Origin of the sequence: Caulobacter sp. ErkDOM-C (assembly GCF_048541825.1) — a bacterium.
Taxonomy (GTDB): domain Bacteria; phylum Pseudomonadota; class Alphaproteobacteria; order Caulobacterales; family Caulobacteraceae; genus Caulobacter.
Window position 1 is genome coordinate 3568854 of record NZ_CP183332.1, and the last position, 19658, is coordinate 3588511.

Sequence of the window (19658 nt, forward strand, 5' to 3'; positions counted from 1 at the left end):
CCTGGGGCCTGGCGCGTGCTTGTCCGTGAACTGCTGTACGGAGCCACGGCATAAAAAAGGGGGCCACCCCGAAGAGTGGCCCCCAATCTTTAGTTCAAATCGCTGGTGATTAGCCGGCGATTTGGTCGAACGAGATGTCGCCCAGGTCCGAACCGGCCAGAACGATAACCTGGTTGAACGTCGTGGCGTTAGCCGTGGCGTCGATGAACAGGTAGACGTCCGAACCAACCGCAACGGCCACATAGTGGACGTCGGCGTCAGCCATGTGGTCTGTGGCGTAGGTCGCCGCAGCCGTATAGGTCGCTGCGGTGCTTTCCAGGTAGTTCGTGAGCGAACCGTCAGCGCCGAAGGTCTGGTTGCTCAGGTCGAGGGAGTCATCGGCCGAGAAGTCGGTGATGACGTCGGCAGTCGGGGCCATCGACGAAGCGTTGCCGAACTCGAACACGTCAGCGCCGTCGCCGCCAGCCATGAAGTCCTGGTCAGCGCCGCCGGTGATACGGTCGTCGCCGGCGCCGCCTTCGATGCTGTCGCTACCGGTGCTGCCGTCGATGCTGTCGTCACCCAGATCGCCGAAGATCAGGTCGGCGTCAGCGCCACCGTCGATGGAGTCGTCGTCTTGACCACCACGGATGGTGTCATTGCCAGCGCCACCCTGGATGCTGTCATCGCCCAGGTTGCCCTGGATGTAGTCAGCGCCGGTGCCGCCATCGATGTCATCATTGCCCTGGCCACCGTAGATGGTGTCCTTGCCATTGCCACCATCGATGGTGTCTTCACCCTTGTTGCCGTTGGTGTAATCACCGGTATCAGTGGCCAGCGTGCTGGTCAGGGTGATGGTGTCATTGCCGTCGCCGCCGAACAGGGTGTCGACGCCGCCGCCGGCGGTGTTCATGGTGTCGTTGCCGTTGTCGCCGTACAGGAAGTCGTTGCCCGTACCGCCTTCGAGGACATCATCGGCGTTGTTGCCGTGGATCACGTCATTGCCGGCATCGCCGTTGATGGTGTCGGCGTCGTTGTCACCGTTGATGGTGTCAGCGTCTTCGCCACCCAGGATGACGTCAGCGCCGGTGCCGCCGTTGATGACATCAGCGCCGTTGTCGCCGTTGATGATGTCAGCGCCGCTGCCGCCGGTGATCGAGTCAACGCCGGTACCGCCGATCAGGACGTCAGCGAGGGCACCGCCGGAGAGGGTGTCGTTGCCCGAACCGCCAACGAGCGAATCAACGCCCGCGCTGCCCGAGATGAAGTCGTTGCCGGTGGAGCCGTCGACGGTGGCGGCGGCAGTTGCGTAGATCGCATCGCCAACGGTGCTGCTTTCGGTGGTGCCCAGGGCACCCGAACCAACGAAGTAGTGCGAGGTGTCGCTGAAGGTCACGTCGACCAGCTTGTCGGCCTCGAACGTCACCGAACGATCACCGTAGGTGAAGACGTCCTTGGCGGTCGTGGTCGCGCCGGCAGCGATGGTGGTCTTCACAACGCCGGTCGCGGTCGCGGCCTGGTCAGCGAAAACGAGCGTGTCGGTGGTGGTGTACGCCAGCGCCTGAGCGGCGGTGATGGTTTCGAAAACGTAGGTAGCCATTTTTTGTTCTCCAAAATCGTGTCAACGGGCCGCAAGACCGCCTGCGCCCCCACCACGGAGGTGGAGAACCTGCGTTCCTTAGCCGTACCTAATCGTTCCCCCGAGGGTTACGACCAAGGTCAAACAAGCCCGCGCTATAGTTATCTAATCAACGGAAATTGCGCAACAGCCGAAACGCGCCGGACGGAACGCTTTTCAAGTCGGTCGCGTGCGCGATAAATTTGCAACAAAATCAACCGCCTGAAGTCCGCATCGGAGGCGCCCGTACAGCCGCTGCACTGGCAAGCGAGCGATTCCTCTAGGTTGAACCCGCCGCTCCGTCGCCGCGCAGATCCCTGAAAAGCGCCTGATCGGCGGCGTAGATGCCTCTCAACAAGGCAATATCCTCCGCAGTCGGAGGCTCGTCCCGGCCGGTTTCCAGTCCGACGTGCGAACGACGGGGCCTGATCGGCCCGGGGAACCCGGGAACGTCGAGGAAAGCCGTCACACGGGCCAGAACACCATCGGGATCGGCGTCTAACGCCTCCGACGTCAGGGGCAGAACCTGCTGATGGGGAAATATAGTGTAAAGCTTAGCAAGTTGCGCGCCGTAGAAGCCACGCTCCACATAACTATACTCTCGATGGTAACCGGGCGCCTGCGGGTCGTCGACGCGCGCGCGGCCTTCGCGGATACACCAGGCAAAGGGGTTTTCTTCGGCCCCCCGTGCACGCTCCATGCGCCAGTGCGACCAGGCGCGCTCGACCGGATCGCGAAAGAGCAGGATCAACCGCATCGCGGGATTGTAGGCCGCGATGCGCTCCAGACAGTTGGGCCAGTAGATGTAGATCGGCGTCGCCTCGCCCCGGACGACCGGCGCGGATCGCGAAAACAGCGCGTGATAGCGGCCATGGTCGGGGGCGCGCCAGTCCACGTTGCGATCGTCGTCGAAGAAGTGCGCCTCCTTGATCGCCGGCAGTTCGAGCGCGGGATGATCGACCAGATAGTCGAACAGCGCCGTCGTGCCGCCCTTCTGAACGCCAGCGATCAGGAACGAGACCTTGGGACCGTCCATCGACAGACGCTCAGGACTCGCGCAGGGCGTGGTTGAACACGTCCCCGATCGGACCCAGCAGGTACGACATGATGGTGCGCTTACCGGTCATGATCATCACATTGGCCGGCATGCCCGGATAGAGCTTCACGCCCCCGGGCAGCTTTTTCAGTTCGCTAGGGTCGATCTTCAGTTCGGCCACGAAATGGGATTCGCCGGTCTGGGGGTCAGACAGTGCGTCCGCCGAGACGGTCAGCACCCTGGCCTCGACCTTGGGCACCTTGAGCGAGCTGTAGGCGGCCAGATCGACCTGGGCCAGCATCCCGGCCCTCACCTCGTCGATGTCGGCCGGCCGAACCCTGGCGAGGACGACCAACTGCGCATTGACCGGCACGACATCAAGCAGAGCCTCGCCGGAACCCGCGACGCCGCCGATCGTGTGCTGCGTCAGGTTCAGAATGAAGCCCGCCACGGGCGCGCGGACCTCGGCGGCTTTCAAGGCCTCGATGGCGGCGCCCAGTCGGGGGTTGACCTCGGCAAGCTGCGCGTCGGCCTGACGCTTGCCGTCGGCAGCCTCGCCTTCCCGCTGCTGGTAAAGCGCATTCAGCTGCAGGCGCGTTTCACCGATCTGCTCCTGAGTGCGGGTCATGTCGGACAGCAGTGAGCCGCGCCGGCCCGAAGCCTCGGCGATCGCCCGCTGCAGGCGCAGGATCATCGTCTTGGGCGCATACCCTTTGGCATAAAGCGTTTGATAGCCCTGGAGCTCTTCCTGGCTGAGGCGGTTCTGCTCGTCTATCGAATCGACCTGGATCTGAATGCCGCTCTGGCGCTCACGCAGCTGGATGATGCGCTGATTGAGAATATCCACCTGCCCCTGAAGGGCGTCCCGACGCGAGCGGAAGACAAACTCCTCGTTTCGCATGAGCATCGCAACGCCGGGATCCGCGCTGTTACGGCCCAGCTCGGGCGGGAACAGCAGCGTCTTGCGGCCCAGAGCCTCGGCCGAGAACCGCGCCTGCTGCGCCAGAAGGCTTTGTTGCTGATTGCGAAGGATCGACACCTGAGCCTTGGTGACGACGTCGTCGAAACGCATCAACACCTGATTGGCGGCCACCTGATCGCCGTCGCGCACATAGATCGCCCGAACAATACCGCCATCGCGGCTCTTGAGAGTCTTGCGGCTGCTCTCGACCCGGACCTGGCCCGGAGCGATCACTGCCCCGAAGATCGGCGAGACCGACGCCCAAAGGCCAAGACCCAGAACGAATATCCCGATGACAAGACTGCCCGCGACGATGGGGCGACGAACATGGCGCTTCTGGGCGTCCGACATCGGCGCATCGGCGCCGCCAACCACGGGAGCCTCCAGTTCAGGTTCCGCAACGTTCACGAGTTTGAGGAAATTCTTCATGGCTTTGCCTCGATAGCCTTGACCGCCGCCGGGGCTGCGACCTGGGCCGCCTGAGCCTGAGCCTGAGCCGCGAACTTGCTCATGACCGCCTCACGAGGCCCAAACATCTCCATCGCTCCATCGCGCATCACGAGGATCTTGTCAGCGGACCGGAAGATCGAGGGCTTGTGGGAAACGACGACGACCGTGGCGCCCCGCGCCTTGAGTGTGTCCAGCGCGGTCATCAAGGCCGCCTCGCCCAGCGCGTCGAGATTGGCGTTGGGCTCGTCCAGCACCACGAAAGTCGGGTCTCGCAACAATGCCCGCGCCAGACCGATGCGCTGGCGCTGACCGACAGACAGCACGACCCCGTCCTGTCCAAGATCGGTGTCGTAGCCCTTGGGAAGACGAAGGATCAGATCGTGCACAGCGGCCATCTTGGCGGCCGCGACGACTTCCTCGTCGGTGACGTCATCGGCGAACCGGGCAATGTTGTGCCGCACCGTGCCGGCGAACAGTTCGGTATCTTGCGGCAAATAGCCGACATGGCGGCCAAAGGCCCGGCGCTCCCACGTGAAGACGTCGGCGCCATCCAGACGCACCGTACCGCTGGCCGGACGCCAGATCCCGACAAGCAGGCGCGCCAGGGTCGACTTGCCGGCCCCCGACGGACCAATCACACCAACGGTCTCGCCCGCCTGAATCGCGAAGGAGATGCCGCGCAGCAGCGGGCGCTTTCCATCGGGCGTGGCGAAATTCACGCCCTCGACGGCGACCCGACCCGTTGGCGGCGGGAGTGCGGTCGCGGGCTTTGGCGGCTCATAGCTGTTGAGCAGCAGGTTCAGCCGCTGATAAGCTTGACTGGCCGCGATCATGCTGGACCAAGCGCCAACCACCCTGTCGATCGGCGCGAGGGCGCGCGCTGACAGGATCATGTTGGCGAACAGCAGTCCGGGGCCAATCTTGTGCTCGATGGTCAGCAAGGCGCCGAGCGCCACGATCAGGATCTGGATCGCCATGCGCACGAACTTGATGGCGTTCGACCACACGCCAGCCTGATCGCTGGCCCGGGTGCTGTGTTCCATGGACTGGCGGCGGAAGCGCCCCCAAAGCAGGCCTACACTCGGCAACATGCCCAGGGCGCGAACCACTTCGCTGTTGCGCAAGCCGGCGTCCGTAAAGCTGTAGCTCCTGAGTGCAGCGTCGTTGGCCTCCTTGAGCGGCTCCCGAGTGGTCTGGTCCTGCAGGAAGGCGAGAATGAGCAGGGCCGCCGCGCCGATCAGCGTCAGTCCGCCTACCCAGGGGTCGATGATGAACAGAACGATCATGAACAGCGGCATGGTCGGCAGGTCGAACAGGGTCAGCATCGGCGCGCCGGTCAGGGCCTGGCGGAAGATATCCAGGTCTCGCAGAGCCTGGGAACTAACCGGGCCCTCACGGCGGCTGATGCCGTCGAACAGCGCTGAAAAGACGTGGCCCGAAAGGCGCTGATCGAAGGTCACGCCGAAATTGATCAGCACGCGGGCCCGATAGAAGTCGATGACCGAGGAAATCGCGAAGACGAACAGCACGCCGACGCTAAGGACCATCAAGGTCGCGACGCTCTGACTGGTCAGGACCCGACCATAGACCTGGTTGGTGAAGATCGGCAGCGCCATGTACAGCGCGCTCGAGACGAGCGTAAAGCCCGCCGCGAACATGAGCGAGCTTCGCCCCTCGCGCAGAACTCGCAAGAACAGGCTATTGGGCTGGATACTAGAGTTCGGTCGTTTCATAGGGCCGCTGATCATCCCCGCCGTGAGCTTGATTGCAAGACTGACACCTGAATGTCTGCCGGCTGACTGCGATCCCGCCTGCCTGGACGGCGGTCCAGACGGGTGGCCGAGACATGATCTGCACATTCGATCATGTCAACGGTTTTCGTATCATATTCGATGATGTATGTTGCGTAAATGGTTGCAACCCGGACAGTCACATCGACCGATCACGTCAAGGGCGTGCTCAAGGCCGAACTCAAGCGGCGCAGCCTGACCTATGCCGATCTGGCGCGGCTTCTGGCCGAGCGGGGCGTGGCCGAGACGGAGGTCAATCTTCGCAACAAGATCAGTCGCGGCTCGTTCACCGCGGCGTTCTTCTTCGAATGCCTCATCGCCATGGGCTGCGAACATGTCCGGCTGGGCAAGGCGGACTAAGACTCTGCCAGCCTAACGGGCGCGGACGATGATGAAGAAGCCCAGCAGCATGATCGCGAAACCCACTGCGGCCTGCAGGGTCACCTGCTCGCGGAACAACGCCCAGGCCAGCAGCGGCACCAGGGCCGACCCCAGGATCGAGAATGGATAGGCCGTGCTGAGCGGAATGCGCGTCAGGATGTAGAACCAGAACAGCGCCGTCAGACCGTACCAGGCGAAGGCTCCGATCAGCGGTGGATTGAGCAGGACCTTCTCGACCATGCCGCCCGTGATCGACCGACTGTGGTTGGCGGCAACCTTGAACAGGATCTGGCCGATCGGCAGGGTGATCGAAAAGGCCAGGCACAGCAGGATGTCTTTCAGGGGCATCGGACCGGCCTAGACCGTGCGCTTCTTGGGACGCAGCAGCGGCCAGACGGCGGTGCGGGGTTCGTTCTCGACGTCGTAGGCGATGAAGTTGAGCACCATCTGTACGCCGATCAGGATCGGCAGGGCCGCGAACATGACCTGGCCCGAAGTGGCCGGGCGGGAGTCGGAGACGGCGTCGATCCAGCGCTCGACGCCGAACACCAGGCCAAAGACGGTCAACGGCACGCCGATCAGCAGATAGAGCGAGGCCACCGAGAAGTTGCGCAGCAGGTAGGTGTAGAACAAGCGCTTCAGGAAATTGGAGACGTTCGAGAAGAAGAACGGAATGACGATCTTGCCGACATCCATCTGGCTGACCTCGTCGCCATAGATGGCCGCCATAGGGACATCCGCGACCCTGGCCCGCAGGGTGCCCAGCCGGAACAACAGGTCGGATTCAAAGAAGTAGCGCTTGGACACCTTGTCCAGCCGCACCCGCTCGATCATCCGCGCATGCACGGCCGTATAGCCGTTTGTGGGGTCGAAGACGCTCCAGTAGCCGGTTGATAGCTTGGTCAGGAACGACAGGCCCGCATTGCCGAACAGGCGCAGGGCCGGCATGCCCTGCAGGTCCTCGATGTTGAAAAAGCGGTTGCCCTTGGCGTAGTCGGCGTCGCCGCGCACGATCGGATCCACCAGGACGGAGATTTCGGACGGGTCCATCTGACCGTCACTGTCGATCTTCACGAAGATGTCGGCGCCCAGTTCCAGCGCATGGGCGTAGCCAGTGCAGACCGCGCCGCCGACCCCCTGATTGATCGCGTGCCGCAGCACGACCACACGCGGATCGGCGGCGTTGGCCTCGATGTGGTCACCCACCCTGTCCGGACAGGCGTCATCGACGCAGATGATCACGTCGACCTCCGGCCCCACTGCCGCGATAACCTCGAGCACATGGGCGCCGGATCGGTAGCACGGCAGGATCGCCGCGATCCGCGCGGCAGGCCGCTCGGCGGGAATCAGCGCAGCGGTCGGGGGCTTGGCCGTCATTACTGCGACGGGCGAAGCGTGGCCGAGGCCGGCAAGGCGACCACCGCGATCTGGTGAATGACGAACTGGCCGCCCGGCTGGTCGTCGAGATCCAGGCGCAGGCCGGTGATTGTCGAAGCCGTCCAGTCGCCGCCGCCTTTGCGCAGCTTGGACATGTCATAGACCATGATGGTGGTCTCGCCGGCTACTGGGTCGGCGCCGCGCAGTGGCTTGCCGAAGAATCCCGACGTCTCGCCATGGGCGGCGGTGGTGAAGAACAGCGAACCGTCCCACTTGCTCGCCTCCTTTTCTCGGGTCAACCGCACCACAACGCCATTGTAGCGCCCGCCCTCGATCGCGAGATTCTGAGGCGACCGGACGATCGCATCGATCGCCTGCTCGACGACTCGCAATCCGCCGCCCCGGGCGGGCTCAACCTGGGCCGAAGCGGCCGCGAACCCCTCCGCCGATCCGTCAAAGCGCCACAGATGGGCAGTCTTCAGCACCGTGCCGTCGACCGTGAAGCGGCCGCTCGACTCCTCCCACTTCACCGGCTCGGCCGGGCGCACAGGAGCCGGTCGCGCAGGCTCGGCGGCAGGCGTGGCGGCGACAGGATCAGCCGGCGCGCCCTTGGGCTTGTCGCAAGCCGCGACGATCAGGCAGGCCGCAGCCGCAAGAAGAAGGTTCGAACGAACGGTCACGCAGGGTCACTCCGCAGGTCGCCCTCGGCGCCGCTGCGGCGCAGAGAGGGGTCGAGAACGAGGTAGAACAGGCCGGTCATGGCCGCCAGATCCAGGAAATAGAGATAGCGATAGTCGCAGGCGAGCGAGATCACGAAGAAGCTCGCCGTGAACGCCAAGCCGCCGAACATTAGCCCGGCGATCGCAAGGTCAGGTCCGTCCCGGCGCCAAAGGAGAAAGCCTGCGACCAGCAGCGCGATCACGGCATAGGCCACATGCGAGAAGACCGGGGTGCCGAAGAAGTAGGTGGCGTAATTGTGGAGCGACCAGTCGGCGGGATCAACGGCATTGGTCAGCTTCAGATCGGCGACCAGCGGCTCGGGGCCGCTGACCCCAACGAAGTCGGGCAGACAGACCTCCAGCTTGGGTGTCAGGAACAGCCAGCGGAACACGTCCCAACGCTCCGCCACATAGGCGCCCGTATGCCTGGTGATCAACTCCCGCCACTCGGCGCGAATGGCGTCCTTGGGCGTCGCCCAAAGGGCCTTGCCCACGGTGGGGTCGGTGTCGAAGAAGTCCACGCGCTGGGGAGAGTAGACCGCCACGCCTTTGCGAATGGCGGCGGCGCCGGCAGGATTGGCGGCCTCGATATGGGTCAGGGGATAGCTCGGGTCCCGCGCCACCGCGCCCACGATGTCGTAGTGCTGCAGGATGCGCATCCCGACATCCTGGGTCTTGCCCGGGCCGAGGCTTTTGGGTTGCGCGATCGCGCCCAGAACCAGCATGGCGATGATGGTGGCGACCAGACCGCCGAGGCCCCAGGCCAGGGCCTGACGCCAGCCGTCCCGGAAGCGGATCGCACCCAGGCTCAGCGCCGCCAGAAACACCACGACCAGTCCGTTCTGGCGAACCAGCGCCGCTGTCGCCAGGGCCAGCAGGGCTCCACCGAGAGCCAGCCAGCGCGGCCCGGGGCGATCCCAGGCGGCGGGCAGTCGCGCCAAACAAACAAAGCCGGCGATGGTCAGGTTGGCGAAGAGAACGTCCTTCCAGACGATGGCCTGATAGATCAGCACGATCGGGGAGAAGACCAGCAGCACCGCCACGGGAACCGCCCACCACGAGACCTGCGGGCGGGTGGCGCGCAGCGCCGAAAGGCTGAAGAACAGAAGGGCCGCGCTGGCGATCACATAGAGCCCTGTTCCGGGCACGACCTTGTCGAAGACGCCCAGCAGCCAGGCGAACATTGCCGGGCCCCAGGTGGTGCGCACGCCCGAGCGACCCTCGGCCAGTTGCGCCAGGGAGTCGTAAGAGAGATGGCCCGGCAGATTCGCGCCCAGCATGAACAGCAGGCCGGCGATCAGGACGCCGCGCACGACCTGCGAAGCGTTCAGATTGAAACCCAGTCTTGTCATCGGATGCCCACCCTTCATCGCTCCGGCTTTTAAGGTGCGTCCGCCTCAGTGCAAAGCGCGAAAAGCCGGTCAGCTTGGCAGGGTCGAAGTTTCATGATCAGTACGCGCGATGAAGATCGACGGCATAGAGATCAAACCCTCGGGAACTGCTCCCGAGCAACTTGCCGCCTACAGTCAATTGCTGGGGCGAGTGTTCGGGCCCCTGCCAAAGTTCAGGGTCTCGGCCCTGGAGTGGCTCTATAGAGACAACCCAGAGGGCCCCGTCGTCGGCGCCGACGCTTGGTCCGGCGACACGCTGGCCGCTCACTATGTCACTATTCCCATGCGGACGCGGGTCCAGGGCAGATCCGTGCGGGGCCTGCTGTCGCTCAACACCGCCACCGCGCCTGAATTCCAGGGCAAAGGCCTGTTCACGACCCTGGCCGACGCGGCCTATGCTGCGGCGCGCGAGCAGGGTTTTCAGGGCGTCTTCGGTTTCGCCAATGCCAACAGCACGCCGGGCTTTCTGCGCAAGCTGGCCTTCCAGAAGGTTCGCAGCCTGGAGGCGGGCCTGCTTCTGCGACCGCCGCGCCGTCTGACCGACGCGCCGACCGATTTCCAGGTCGATTGGGCTCCGGCCAGTCTGGCCTGGCGCCTGGCCAATCCGGCGGCGAATTATCGGGTGGTGCGGCAGGGCAACCTGCTGGGCGTCTGGGCCGAGACCGGCGTTCGGGGCCTGCGCTGCGCCGCCTTCCTGGCGGGGCATCCGGAAGTGGCGGCCACCGGCGGTCGGCCCTGGATCCCGCCGCTGTTCATCGGTCTGGAGCCTCGGCTGTCACTGCCGGCTCACGGCTTCGCGCCGATCCCCGCCCGCCTGCGCCCCTCGCCGCTGAACATGATCTGGCGGCGCCTGGATCCGTCGCTGCCCGAGATGCTGGACCCCGCGACCACGGCGGTCAGCTTCCTCGATTTCGACCCCTACTGATGATGACCACCGTCTACATCCTGGCGCATTTCGACGACGAGTATGCAGCCCTGCCGCTGCTGCTTCGCGACTGTCGCGAGGGCGCCCAGCCCTGGCTGCTCTATGTCGCCGACTATGCCTCGCCGGCGCTATCGGCGCGAAGGCTCGCCGAAACGCGCGCCCTGCTGGCCAGTCTGGGCCTGCCTCCCGAGCAAGCGATCCATGTAGGAGCGGGGACCGGCGTCCTGGACGGGGCCGTGTTCGAGAGCCTGCCCGCCGCCCATGCCGCCGTGCAAGCCGCACTGACGCCGATTGGCCCGGTCGACCGGTTCGTCGTCGCCGCTTGGGAGGGTGGTCACGCCGATCATGACGCTTGCGCATTCATGACGGTCACTCTTCGAGACGCTCTCGACCCCGCCATCCCGATAGACCAGTTCGGACTCTATAATGGACGCCGGCTGGTGGGCGGCCTGTTCCGCGCCTGCGCGCCCATCCCCGAGAACGGTCAGGTCCAGCGCCTGTCGCTCAGTCCGCGCGAGTGGATCGCCTTTGCCGCCGCAGTGCGATTCTTCCCGTCCCAGGCCAAGACATGGCTGGCCCTTTGGCCGTCGATGTTCCTGACCTTCCTGGTGCGCGGCGGCTTTGGCTATCAGACGCTGGCGGCAGGGCGCGTCCGCGAACGGCCCCATGCGGGGCCGCTGCTGTATGAGCGCCTGTTCAAAACGCCCTATCGATCGGTGCGCGCCCGGCTGGACACCTTCAACGACGCTTGACGAGCAGGATCAACCGTCGCAACGGCGCGGTCAGCCGCCAGCTGGTGCTGGCCTGCAGGGCCGCGATCGCCTGTTGCAACTCGGCAATATGATTGGCCTGGGCAGCCGCCAAGGCCTCAAGTCCGTTCGCATGGTGCTGGAAGGCGACAAGCTCGCGCTCAACCTGATCCCGCGACCGCTGGAAGATCGCAGCCTTGGACTGTTCGGCCGCTGCCCGCTGACGCCAGACGGCCGTCTCGGCCGTGGCCGCCTCGGACTGCTGCCTAGCCGCTGTTGCGTCTTGCTCGGCAGTGAAGGCACGGCGGGCGGCGAGCTCGGCTTGCTGCTCTGCGACCTCGGCGCGCTGTCGCGCCGCCTGGGCTTGCTGCACATTGGCCTCGGCGAGCTTTTCAGCGGCCTCGATCTGATCGCGCGCGGTCAGGCGGGCGGCCTCCGCGCCCTGTCGGGCCGCGTCGGCTTCGCCGTGCAACTTGCCCAGCATCTGGCTGGCCGAGGCGAGCTCCTCGCGCAAGCCGGCGGCGGCGACCGACACGGTCTGTAGCGCAACGACCTCGCGTCGCATATCCATACAGACCGCGCCCATGGCCGAGTCCAGAGCGGCAATCTCGGCGGCGACCACATCAAGGATCTTGACCGGCGGCGCCTCGCCCCGGGCTGCGGCCTCGAACCATTCGAACACAGCCCGTGCGCCGGACCAGACATCCGAGCGGGTCGAGAGGTCCTCGGCCGTGGCCTCATGGTGGCGATGCGACCGGTTGAGGAAGCCTTCTATATCCGCCGCCGCCGCTTCGGCCGACCGCGGGAGAGCTCGGCCAAGGGTCGCCTCCACGGCGGCCAGGGTCGCGCGCCAGTCGTCGAGCATGGCGTCATAGTCGACAAACAGCCGGTCGGAGCCGCGCGTGTCGCGTTCGACCGCCAGCATGTAGCTGGTCCAGACCAGAACCGATTTCTGGGTCGAGAACCTGTTGCGTTCGAACAGCGAGCGGGCCACCGCCAGGGGGTTGCGGACCATGATCACATAAAGCGGCGTCACACCGCTATCGATCAGGACCTCGCGCCAGAACGGCGCCAGCACCGACGCGCGCGGGTCCTTCATGACCAGCAGGTCGGCCGCGCCGTAATTGGCGGCGACGAAGTCTTTGGCTTCGCCCAGGAAGGTCGACTTCACCCCCGTCGCGCGATCGGCGACTCGCAGGGTGAAGACGTCGTCCCAGCTGGATTCAACAGACGCCAGGATCTTGTCATTGAGGGCGACCATTTCCCACGGCTCCCAGAAGCCGGCGGGATTGTCGGCGGCCGGGGCCATGACGCGCTCGGGCAGGGTCGCACCGCTGAGCGACAACAGACGCGCCATGGCAGAGGTGCCGCTGCGGTGCATCCCCGCGACCACAAGGGCGCGGCGGGCCGTCGTCGTCGTCGCGGTCTTGGCTGGTTTGGCCATTATGCCCCTTACCCCCGGCTATTGTCGTGGACGGCCGGCGCAATCAGGCCCTCGGCCTCCAGCCAGGCCTGATAGGTGCCTGAACCGCTCGCCAGCGGATCGGCAAACGCGGCGCGCAGATCGCCCCGCACGCGATACAGCTCGCGGTGCGATTTGGCGACCTCGCGGCCGTCCTCATAGCGACCGAACGCCCAGTAACCGGCCGGCACGCGCGGGTCGGTCGCTTCCGCGATCAGCCGCTTGTACCAGTTCCAGATCTCGTAGACCTCGTAGTTGTCCTTGGCGTAGCGGCGGGCCATCTGATCGCCGACAGGACCCAGCTTGGTAAAGTGCCAGAAGCGGATCGGCGAGCCGTTGGCCGTGATCCTGCCGTCGCGGCCGATGGCGATCTTGCGATGGGCGATGTTCCAGCTGGCGATGTTGTAGGCCGGATCGCGCAGGATCTTCACGTTCTCGAAGAACGACGGAACATGGTCGCACCAGCGCTGGTCGACGAACAGGCCGTTTGGAATGTCGTCATAGCAGAAGTTCAGCAGACGATCATTCCACCACTTGGCGAACCGCAGGCCCTCGCCGCGACCGCGCACGGCCACGAAGCCCAGATTGTAGATACCGGTCTTCAGGGCCGAGACCTCGTTGTCGAGGATGGCGCCGTACGATTCTTCTGGCTGCAGCAGGTGCGGCGTCAGGACGATATCGCTGGTTTCCAGCATCTCGATCAGAGGGTCCAGCCGGTCCAGCAGGGCCGTGTCAGGATCCAGATAGATGCAGATGTCCGCGCCCTTCTCGAGGGCCTGGTGCATGAACGGGCCCTTCACCGCCGTGCAGACCTCGATCACGTCATGCTTGAACAGCCAGGACTTGAAATCGGGGATGCCCAGGTCGTCGGCATAGACCAGGGTATCGAACTGTTCCTGCGACGGGTCCCAGTTCAGCGCCGCCGGCGGGCGATCGGTGATCAGGGCGACCAGCTCCCATTCCGGATGGCGCTGCCGCAGGGTCTTGAACAGCACCCGGGCCCGGTTGAGGTAGGAGAAGGTGAAGCTGGAATAGCAGACGACCTTCATCGGCCCGCGCCCTTTGCAAGCAGGTCGCCGGTCATGCGGCTGAAGGTCATGTCGAAGTGCTGCGGCTTGCGCTTCGAGCGCGCCAGAGCCAAGGCCCCGCCATCACGGAAGAGCTCGAACAGCTCATGCTCGTCGGCGACCACCAGGCCGCGCGAAGCCGCATCGCCCGCCTCGACGAATTTCGGCACATTGCCGGCATCGGGCAAGGTCAGCACCGCCGCGCCAGCCGCCACCGCCTCATAGGCGGTGAAGCAGAAGGTCTCCGGGCACAACGACCAGATCACCGCGACGTCCAGATCGAGTGTCTCGACCGCCTCGGCCATGCTCCGCCCGCCCGGACCACCCACCTTCTCGAAGGTGGCGCTGCTGGCTTCGTCGGGGGCAAAGCCCAGATGCAGGAACTGGTAGCGGGGATCGCTGCGGAACATGTCTGCAAGACGCGCATAGACCGGCCAGCCCTTGTGGTCGGCGGGCATGCCCAGGAAGCCCACGCGCAGCGGAGCCTTGGCGGCGCGGAGCTTTTTCTTGACCGCTCGAGGCTCCAGCACCGCATGCGGCAGAACCCGGGTCGCCTTGGCTGCCTTGGGATAGGTCTTGCGCCACAGGGCCATGGCCGCTTCTGACGGCGCCACCGCCGTCAGCTCGAAGGCGCGGAAGAAGTCGCCGTGCTCGGCCAGATGGATCTGCCGCCGCTCGCCATAGATGCAGATCCCACAGGCCTGGCTGTCAGGGGGCGGCGCGCCGCAAAACACCACGTCGTTGCGCAGCAGGGCGTAGTTGCTGCAGACGCTGGCGAAGTCGTGGATCCAGAAAAAGCCCTTGCGCAGACCGGCGGCCTTGAGGATGGCGGTGATGGCCGGGATCGTGTGGCCCAGAAAGCTGTGCACAGCGAAGGTCGCCTTGCTGACCCGCCCCGTCAGGGCCTGGGCGACAGCTTCGGCCGAAAACAGGCCCGCGCGCTCGCCGTTGATCAGCAGGCCCACCAGGGGCTGGTCGGTTTCGACATCGATCACCGGCGAATGAGACGCCGGATAGATATGCAGGCGGGGCCGCCCGGCCTCGGCTATCGCGTCCGCCTCGCGGGTCAGGCACAGCTGAACGCCGCCCAGGCTGGCAGTGTAGTCATCATGGCTGACGGAGATGTGCAGGCCAGCCAGCGAGCCGGCTGCGTCGAGGGCGGCCTCAAGCTGCGCGACCGGCGTGACCTGGATCTTGCGCGCGGCGGTGCGAGCCCACAGGACGCGCTCCTCCAGCGGCGGGCTGTTTTTGAGAATGTCGTAGCGAAAGCCGTAGTCTTCCTTCAGCGGCCGACCTTCCAGCCGCCCGGTGATCACATAGTGCTCGAACGGATTGACGCCAGCCGACTTGATGTCCGGATTCACCGACAGATAGACATCCATGATGAACCAGGGCGCAGGATTGCGACCCTCGCTCCAGCCCATGTCCATGAAGTGCTGAAAGGGGTCGACGCCCGCCTCGGCGACGTCGGGATAGCGGTCCAGGTAGAAGGCCGCGTCGAAGGCCTCCCGAACAGGATTGGCCGCTTCGGTCTCGGTTGGCCCCGTCATCGCATTCCTTCCCGAGGCTTCGCCAAACCTAGAAGCGCGCCGCCTCGGGCGCTTGTCACAGATGACAGCTTCTTTCGGTGTTTCGGTCGGTCAACGTCAATAGCTTTCATGAAGGCCGGATGGCGCCCTCTCGCCGCCAGGCCATTGTCGCCAAACGTCCCAGGCCCTATTCGGGAAGCGTCACGACCCAGGGACCAGACATGTCGAGCAAATCCGAAGGGTTGAACGCTCCCGAAAACCGGATCGACCTTCGCGAACACCCGCGCCATGCGCCCCAGGTCGAGGGTACCGGCAATCACCTCGAGATCGGGGAAGGCACGCAGGTCGAGTCGCTGATCGTCATCAGCGGCGACGACAATCGTCTGATCATCGGAGATGGTTGCACCATCTCAGGCTTCGCGCCGGCGGGCGGCGGCACGGCCCTGATCGACCCAAAGCCGGGCGCCATGGCCAGTCTGACGATCCGGGGACGCGGCAACACGGTCGAGATCGACCCAAAGCCGGGCGCCATGGCCAGTCTGACGATCCGGGGACGCGGCAACACGGTCGAGATCGACAAGAGCTGCCGGCTCGGCACCAACATTACCGTAGTCGGTGACAACAGCCGCATCCGCCTCGGACCGGGCTGCGCTATCAACGGCTTCATAAGCCTGCTGTCTCCTACCGGCTGTGCTTTGCTCGTCGGCGCCGGCACCACTATGGTCCAGGTCTCTATCCAGCTGCATGAGCCCGGCCAGATCATCTTCGGCGAGGACTGCATGGTCTCATCCCAGGCCTATGTCTCGCTCAGCGACATCCACCCGATCTATGACCGCGCAACAGGGCAGCGGGCCAATGCGGCGGCGGACGTCATCATCGGCGACCATGTCTGGCTTGGTCTGCGCAGCATGATCATGAAAGGCGCGAAGATCGGCGACGGGGCCGTGGTCGCCGCTGGAGCGATCCTTTCCGGATCGGCGCCCGACCATGCGATCATGGCGGGCGTACCGGCGCGGGTCGTGCGCGAAAACATCATCTGGCGCAGAGAGCTGTCAGAGGGCGCGCCGGAGCCGGAACCTATGCTTTTACCGTCATCCCGCAGCTGGTGGCCGTTCGGGGCCTCCCACATTCGCTCCCCGGATTGACCGCGCAAGCTTGCGCGCATCGGTGTCTAGCGCCTAACCTTCCCTAACTTTAACGGCGCACGCGATGGCCAGCACCCCAATAACAGCCACAATCCTACGCAGGCGCGTCCTGGAGGATAGCGATTTTGGCCGCCACGATTCGTTGAACAAGATCCTGCGCTTGATGGCCCAGTGGCGCGCGACGCTGCTGTTCAACACCTACGTAAAGACTCATGGTCTCAAGATATTTTCCGGCCCCTTTCAGGGAATGGAATATCTGGACTACGCTACAGAAGGCTGCCTGATGCCGCGCCTCATCGGCTGCTATGAGTCGGAGCTGCACGAAGATCTTCGGGACTTCGCAAAGGCCGGAATCGATGCGATCGTCGATATCGGTTGCGCCGAGGGCTACTACGCTGTCGGTCTGGCTAGGCTGATGCCGGGCGCAATTGTGCACGCCTACGACACCGATGGACGCGCCCGAAAAGCCTGCGCTGATCTCGCGTCGCGGAACGGCGTCGAGGATCGGGTCATCATCAAGGAAGAATTCGTCGGCGAAATGTTCGAGGAGTTCGTCGATCGCAAGACCCTCGTTATCATCGACGCCGAAGGATACGAGGACGTGATCATGCGACCGGACCTCTATCCGGGACTGACAAAGCTCAACATCATCATGGAAACCCATCCGGGGCTCGTGCCCGGCGTTTTCGAACGCATGCTTGAAAGGTTTGGACCGTCGCACGACATCATCGTCCGCCGCCAGGGGCCGAAGACCATGCCGTTGCCCGAGTGGATGCAGGAGCTTGGGCACCTTGACCAACTCATCGCCGTCTGGGAATTTCGGGCGCGCATGACGCCTTGGTTGGTGATGACGCCCCGCAGCGCAAGCGCTATTGGCGGCTAAACTCCCGACCATAGGATCACCGAAAAGTACCCCCGCATGAAAGTTTACGTTACCGAAGCCCTTCGTTCGCTAGCGAAGCGGCATCGCATTTTCACCGCCGATCCCGGCGACATGTGGCCGCTGGGTGGATCGGTCTATGTCGGCAATGATGCGACCGTCGAACCCTATGCGCATATCCTTTCCGGCACGGTCATTCCCAAGGCGATCGGCGCGTTCTCCTACGCCCACTCCCTGCTCGACAACCATCTGTCTATCGGTCGCTACACTTCGATTTCATGGCGCATGACGATCATGGGCTCGGCACATCCTGCACATTGGGCCAGTTCGCACCCATTTTCCCATGGCCCATGGCCCTTGCATGGTATCCGCGCCTACCTCCTCGACACCAATACAGGCCCCATCGCGGTCCATGCCTTCGATCAAGGCCCGCAGGAGATCGTGATTGGCAACGACGTGTGGATCGGCGCCGAGGTGATGATCAAGCGAGGCGTCACCATCGGCGACGGCGCGGTCATCGCCGCCCGCAGCATTATCACCAAGGACGTGCCGCCTTACGCCATTGTCGGCGGATCTCCAGCGCGGCTGATCCGCTATCGCTTCGACGAGGCGCTCATCGAGGATCTTCAGGCGAGCCAATGGTGGCGGTATGGTCCAGACGTGTTGCAGCAACTGGATGTTCGCGACCCGGTGGGCTTCCCTGATCGCCTGCGGGAAGCCGAGGCGCGCGGTGACATTAGGCCGATGACCTTGGATCCTCTCACGGCGACGGCGATAATCGAAGCGAGCGTGATCGGACGACCAGTCGGAGGAGCGCCTACCGCGCCATGACTTCGTCGATCAGATCGAGCCAGGCCGGAACACCCACGGTCTCGCGATCAAACCGTTCCATCGCGGTCTCTCTCGCGGTGGTCCTGAGCGGCGCGTAGGTCGCAGGGTTTCGACAAACATCGACGAGAGTGTCCGAAAGGCCCTCTACATCGAAAAAGTCGCGCAGCAGTCCATTGACGCCGGGCGTGATCGCGTCGCGCAGCGGCGCGGTGTCCGAACCGACGATCAGACATTCGCAGGCCATCGCCTCGACAAGCGACCAGGAGAGGACAAAGGGGTAGGTATAGTAGACGTGCGCCGTCGAGATCGACAGCGCCTTGACCATGTCGGCATGATCCAGAGCGCCGGTGAAATGAACCCTGTCCATATCCAGCCGTTCGCCGACCTCTGCCAGCATCTTGCCTTTCCAGGTCTGTCCGTTGGGCAGCGAGCCGCCATAGACCTTGGTGCTGTCCGTTCCAATCAAGAGCACTTCGGCATCCGGGCACCGCTCCAGGAAGGACGGCAGGGCGCGCATAAAGGTGTGAAAGCCTCTCAGCCGCTCGAAATGGCGATTGATGAAGGTGATGACCGGCTTGCTACCGTCGAGTACTCGCCCATTGCTCAGCTTTAGGCTTGCACCCGGAACCCGCCTGGCTCTGCCAAGATCGACCCCTTCATGAATGACCCGGATGCGGTCCTGAAGACCGCGCGGCAGAAGCGACGCCTGAAATGGCGTGGGGCACACGATCATGTCGGCCTCGGAATAGGCCAGGGCTAGACCCATGTTCTTGGCGTGAACGCGAAAATCGGAGGTAGGCGTTGAGGTCTCGAACTCCGGGTCGAAATTCACGTCGCCGCCGCGAGACCGGTAGAAGAATTCGCCAAACAGGATCTGCCGCGCGTTGGGGAAAACCTCGCGCAGTTGAAGGGTCTCGCCCCATCCGGGATGGCCAATGATCAGATCAGGCGTGAAGCCGTCGGCCTTCAACTTCAGAGCCGCTTCGGCTGCCGACTGCGCTCGCATCAGATCTGCTTCCGCGCGTGTGGCGGCGTCGAAAATTCCCGGGGTCGATCCACGCGACAACTTCCAGCGTCGCACATCGATCCCAGGGCGCCCTTTGACGCCTTGATCGCCAATCGCCGCCACCTTGTGGCCGCGCTTCAGGACCGCGTCGGCGATATGCGGAAACTGCCCGGGAAAGTTCTGATGCACAAAAAGAATTCGGCTGGCCGCCACATCGCCCTCATTGATCTGCCGCCCCCGTTCTTGATCACCGGCGCCTGCGGCGTCAATGGTCGAAGGACACGACCGGACAGGATCGCTTCCGGCACGCTGGACTATCGGCCCGCAAACCCCCTAAACCGCCAGTGAGCTGTGTCGCCAAC

General features: G+C 64.4%; 18 protein-coding genes. 6 read left to right on the forward strand and 12 right to left on the reverse strand.

The window, feature by feature from the left end; all coding sequences use genetic code 11:
- Positions 1 to 109: 109 nt before the first annotated feature.
- The 4 genes from ACN2C8_RS17200 to ACN2C8_RS17215 all read right to left on the reverse strand — a co-directional run bounded on the left by ACN2C8_RS17200 (position 110) and on the right by ACN2C8_RS17215 (position 5735).
- Positions 110 to 1579, reverse strand: coding sequence for a calcium-binding protein (locus ACN2C8_RS17200; RefSeq protein WP_419253249.1), 1470 nt, complete (start codon positions 1577 to 1579; stop codon positions 110 to 112).
- 298 nt (positions 1580 to 1877) lie between these two features.
- Positions 1878 to 2633, reverse strand: a complete 756-nt coding sequence (locus tag ACN2C8_RS17205) for a sulfotransferase domain-containing protein (RefSeq protein WP_419253250.1) — start codon at positions 2631 to 2633, stop codon at positions 1878 to 1880.
- 10 nt (positions 2634 to 2643) lie between these two features.
- Positions 2644 to 4023, reverse strand: coding sequence for an HlyD family type I secretion periplasmic adaptor subunit (locus ACN2C8_RS17210; protein ID WP_419253251.1), 1380 nt, complete (start codon positions 4021 to 4023; stop codon positions 2644 to 2646).
- Positions 4020 to 5735, reverse strand: coding sequence for a type I secretion system permease/ATPase (locus ACN2C8_RS17215; RefSeq protein ID WP_419253252.1), 1716 nt, complete (start codon positions 5733 to 5735; stop codon positions 4020 to 4022). Before ACN2C8_RS17215 ends, ACN2C8_RS17210 begins: the two co-directional genes overlap by 4 nt.
- A gap of 219 nt (positions 5736 to 5954) precedes the next feature.
- Here ACN2C8_RS17215 and ACN2C8_RS17220 point away from each other — a divergent pair, with 219 nt between their 5' ends.
- Positions 5955 to 6194, forward strand: coding sequence for a DUF6471 domain-containing protein (locus ACN2C8_RS17220; RefSeq protein WP_419253253.1), 240 nt, complete (start codon positions 5955 to 5957; stop codon positions 6192 to 6194).
- A 12-nt stretch (positions 6195 to 6206) separates the two neighbouring features.
- On the opposite strand, the gene ACN2C8_RS17225 is transcribed toward ACN2C8_RS17220, so the two are convergent.
- The 4 genes from ACN2C8_RS17225 to ACN2C8_RS17240 are packed head-to-tail and all read right to left on the reverse strand — an operon-like array spanning position 6207 to position 9663.
- Entirely contained in the window at positions 6207 to 6563 is a 357-nt protein-coding gene (locus ACN2C8_RS17225; protein ID WP_419253254.1) for a hypothetical protein, read from the reverse strand.
- 9 nt (positions 6564 to 6572) lie between these two features.
- Complete coding sequence (locus ACN2C8_RS17230) at positions 6573 to 7592, reverse strand: glycosyltransferase family 2 protein (protein WP_419253255.1); 1020 nt, start codon at positions 7590 to 7592, stop codon at positions 6573 to 6575.
- Positions 7592 to 8272: a hypothetical protein gene (locus ACN2C8_RS17235; RefSeq protein WP_419253256.1), complete on the reverse strand. Its 681-nt coding sequence runs from the start codon at positions 8270 to 8272 to the stop codon at positions 7592 to 7594. The genes ACN2C8_RS17230 and ACN2C8_RS17235 overlap by 1 nt, the downstream gene beginning before the upstream one ends.
- On the reverse strand, positions 8269 to 9663 hold the full coding sequence (locus ACN2C8_RS17240; RefSeq protein WP_419253257.1) for a hypothetical protein: 1395 nt from the start codon (positions 9661 to 9663) through the stop codon (positions 8269 to 8271). Before ACN2C8_RS17240 ends, ACN2C8_RS17235 begins: the two co-directional genes overlap by 4 nt.
- 109 nt (positions 9664 to 9772) lie before the next feature.
- On the opposite strand from ACN2C8_RS17240, the gene ACN2C8_RS17245 reads away from it, so the two are divergent.
- Together ACN2C8_RS17245 and ACN2C8_RS17250 are read left to right on the forward strand one after the other, a co-directional pair.
- Complete coding sequence (locus tag ACN2C8_RS17245; protein ID WP_419253258.1) at positions 9773 to 10627, forward strand: GNAT family N-acetyltransferase; 855 nt, start codon at positions 9773 to 9775, stop codon at positions 10625 to 10627.
- Entirely contained in the window at positions 10627 to 11379 is a 753-nt protein-coding gene (locus ACN2C8_RS17250) for a hypothetical protein (protein WP_419253259.1), read from the forward strand. Before ACN2C8_RS17245 ends, ACN2C8_RS17250 begins: the two co-directional genes overlap by 1 nt.
- Here the strand turns inward: ACN2C8_RS17250 and ACN2C8_RS17255 are convergent.
- Genes ACN2C8_RS17255 through ACN2C8_RS17265 form a run of 3 tightly spaced genes read right to left on the reverse strand, consistent with a single transcriptional unit; the run spans position 11366 to position 15455 of the window.
- The gene (locus tag ACN2C8_RS17255) at positions 11366 to 12820 is read right to left on the reverse strand and encodes a hypothetical protein (protein ID WP_419253260.1); all 1455 of its coding nucleotides are present in this window, start codon (positions 12818 to 12820) and stop codon (positions 11366 to 11368) included. The genes ACN2C8_RS17250 and ACN2C8_RS17255 overlap by 14 nt on opposite strands.
- A gap of 8 nt (positions 12821 to 12828) precedes the next feature.
- Positions 12829 to 13887, reverse strand: a complete 1059-nt coding sequence (locus ACN2C8_RS17260) for a hypothetical protein (RefSeq protein ID WP_419253261.1) — start codon at positions 13885 to 13887, stop codon at positions 12829 to 12831.
- A complete protein-coding gene (locus ACN2C8_RS17265) occupies positions 13884 to 15455 on the reverse strand; it encodes a hypothetical protein (RefSeq protein WP_419253262.1) in 1572 nt (523 codons plus the stop codon). Before ACN2C8_RS17265 ends, ACN2C8_RS17260 begins: the two co-directional genes overlap by 4 nt.
- Positions 15456 to 15655: 200 nt before the next feature.
- Here ACN2C8_RS17265 and ACN2C8_RS17270 point away from each other — a divergent pair, with 200 nt between their 5' ends.
- The 3 genes from ACN2C8_RS17270 to ACN2C8_RS17280 all read left to right on the forward strand — a co-directional run bounded on the left by ACN2C8_RS17270 (position 15656) and on the right by ACN2C8_RS17280 (position 18290).
- Positions 15656 to 16579 (forward strand): acyltransferase, encoded by a 924-nt coding sequence (locus ACN2C8_RS17270; RefSeq protein WP_419253263.1) that lies wholly within the window; start codon positions 15656 to 15658, stop codon positions 16577 to 16579.
- A gap of 64 nt (positions 16580 to 16643) precedes the next feature.
- Positions 16644 to 17462, forward strand: a complete 819-nt coding sequence (locus ACN2C8_RS17275) for a hypothetical protein (protein ID WP_419253264.1) — start codon at positions 16644 to 16646, stop codon at positions 17460 to 17462.
- Between the two features lie 36 nt (positions 17463 to 17498).
- Positions 17499 to 18290, forward strand: coding sequence for a CatB-related O-acetyltransferase (locus ACN2C8_RS17280; protein ID WP_419253265.1), 792 nt, complete (start codon positions 17499 to 17501; stop codon positions 18288 to 18290).
- Here the strand turns inward: ACN2C8_RS17280 and ACN2C8_RS17285 are convergent.
- Positions 18277 to 19509, reverse strand: coding sequence for a glycosyltransferase (locus ACN2C8_RS17285; protein ID WP_419253266.1), 1233 nt, complete (start codon positions 19507 to 19509; stop codon positions 18277 to 18279). The genes ACN2C8_RS17280 and ACN2C8_RS17285 overlap by 14 nt on opposite strands.
- Between the last annotated feature and the right edge of the window lie 149 nt (positions 19510 to 19658).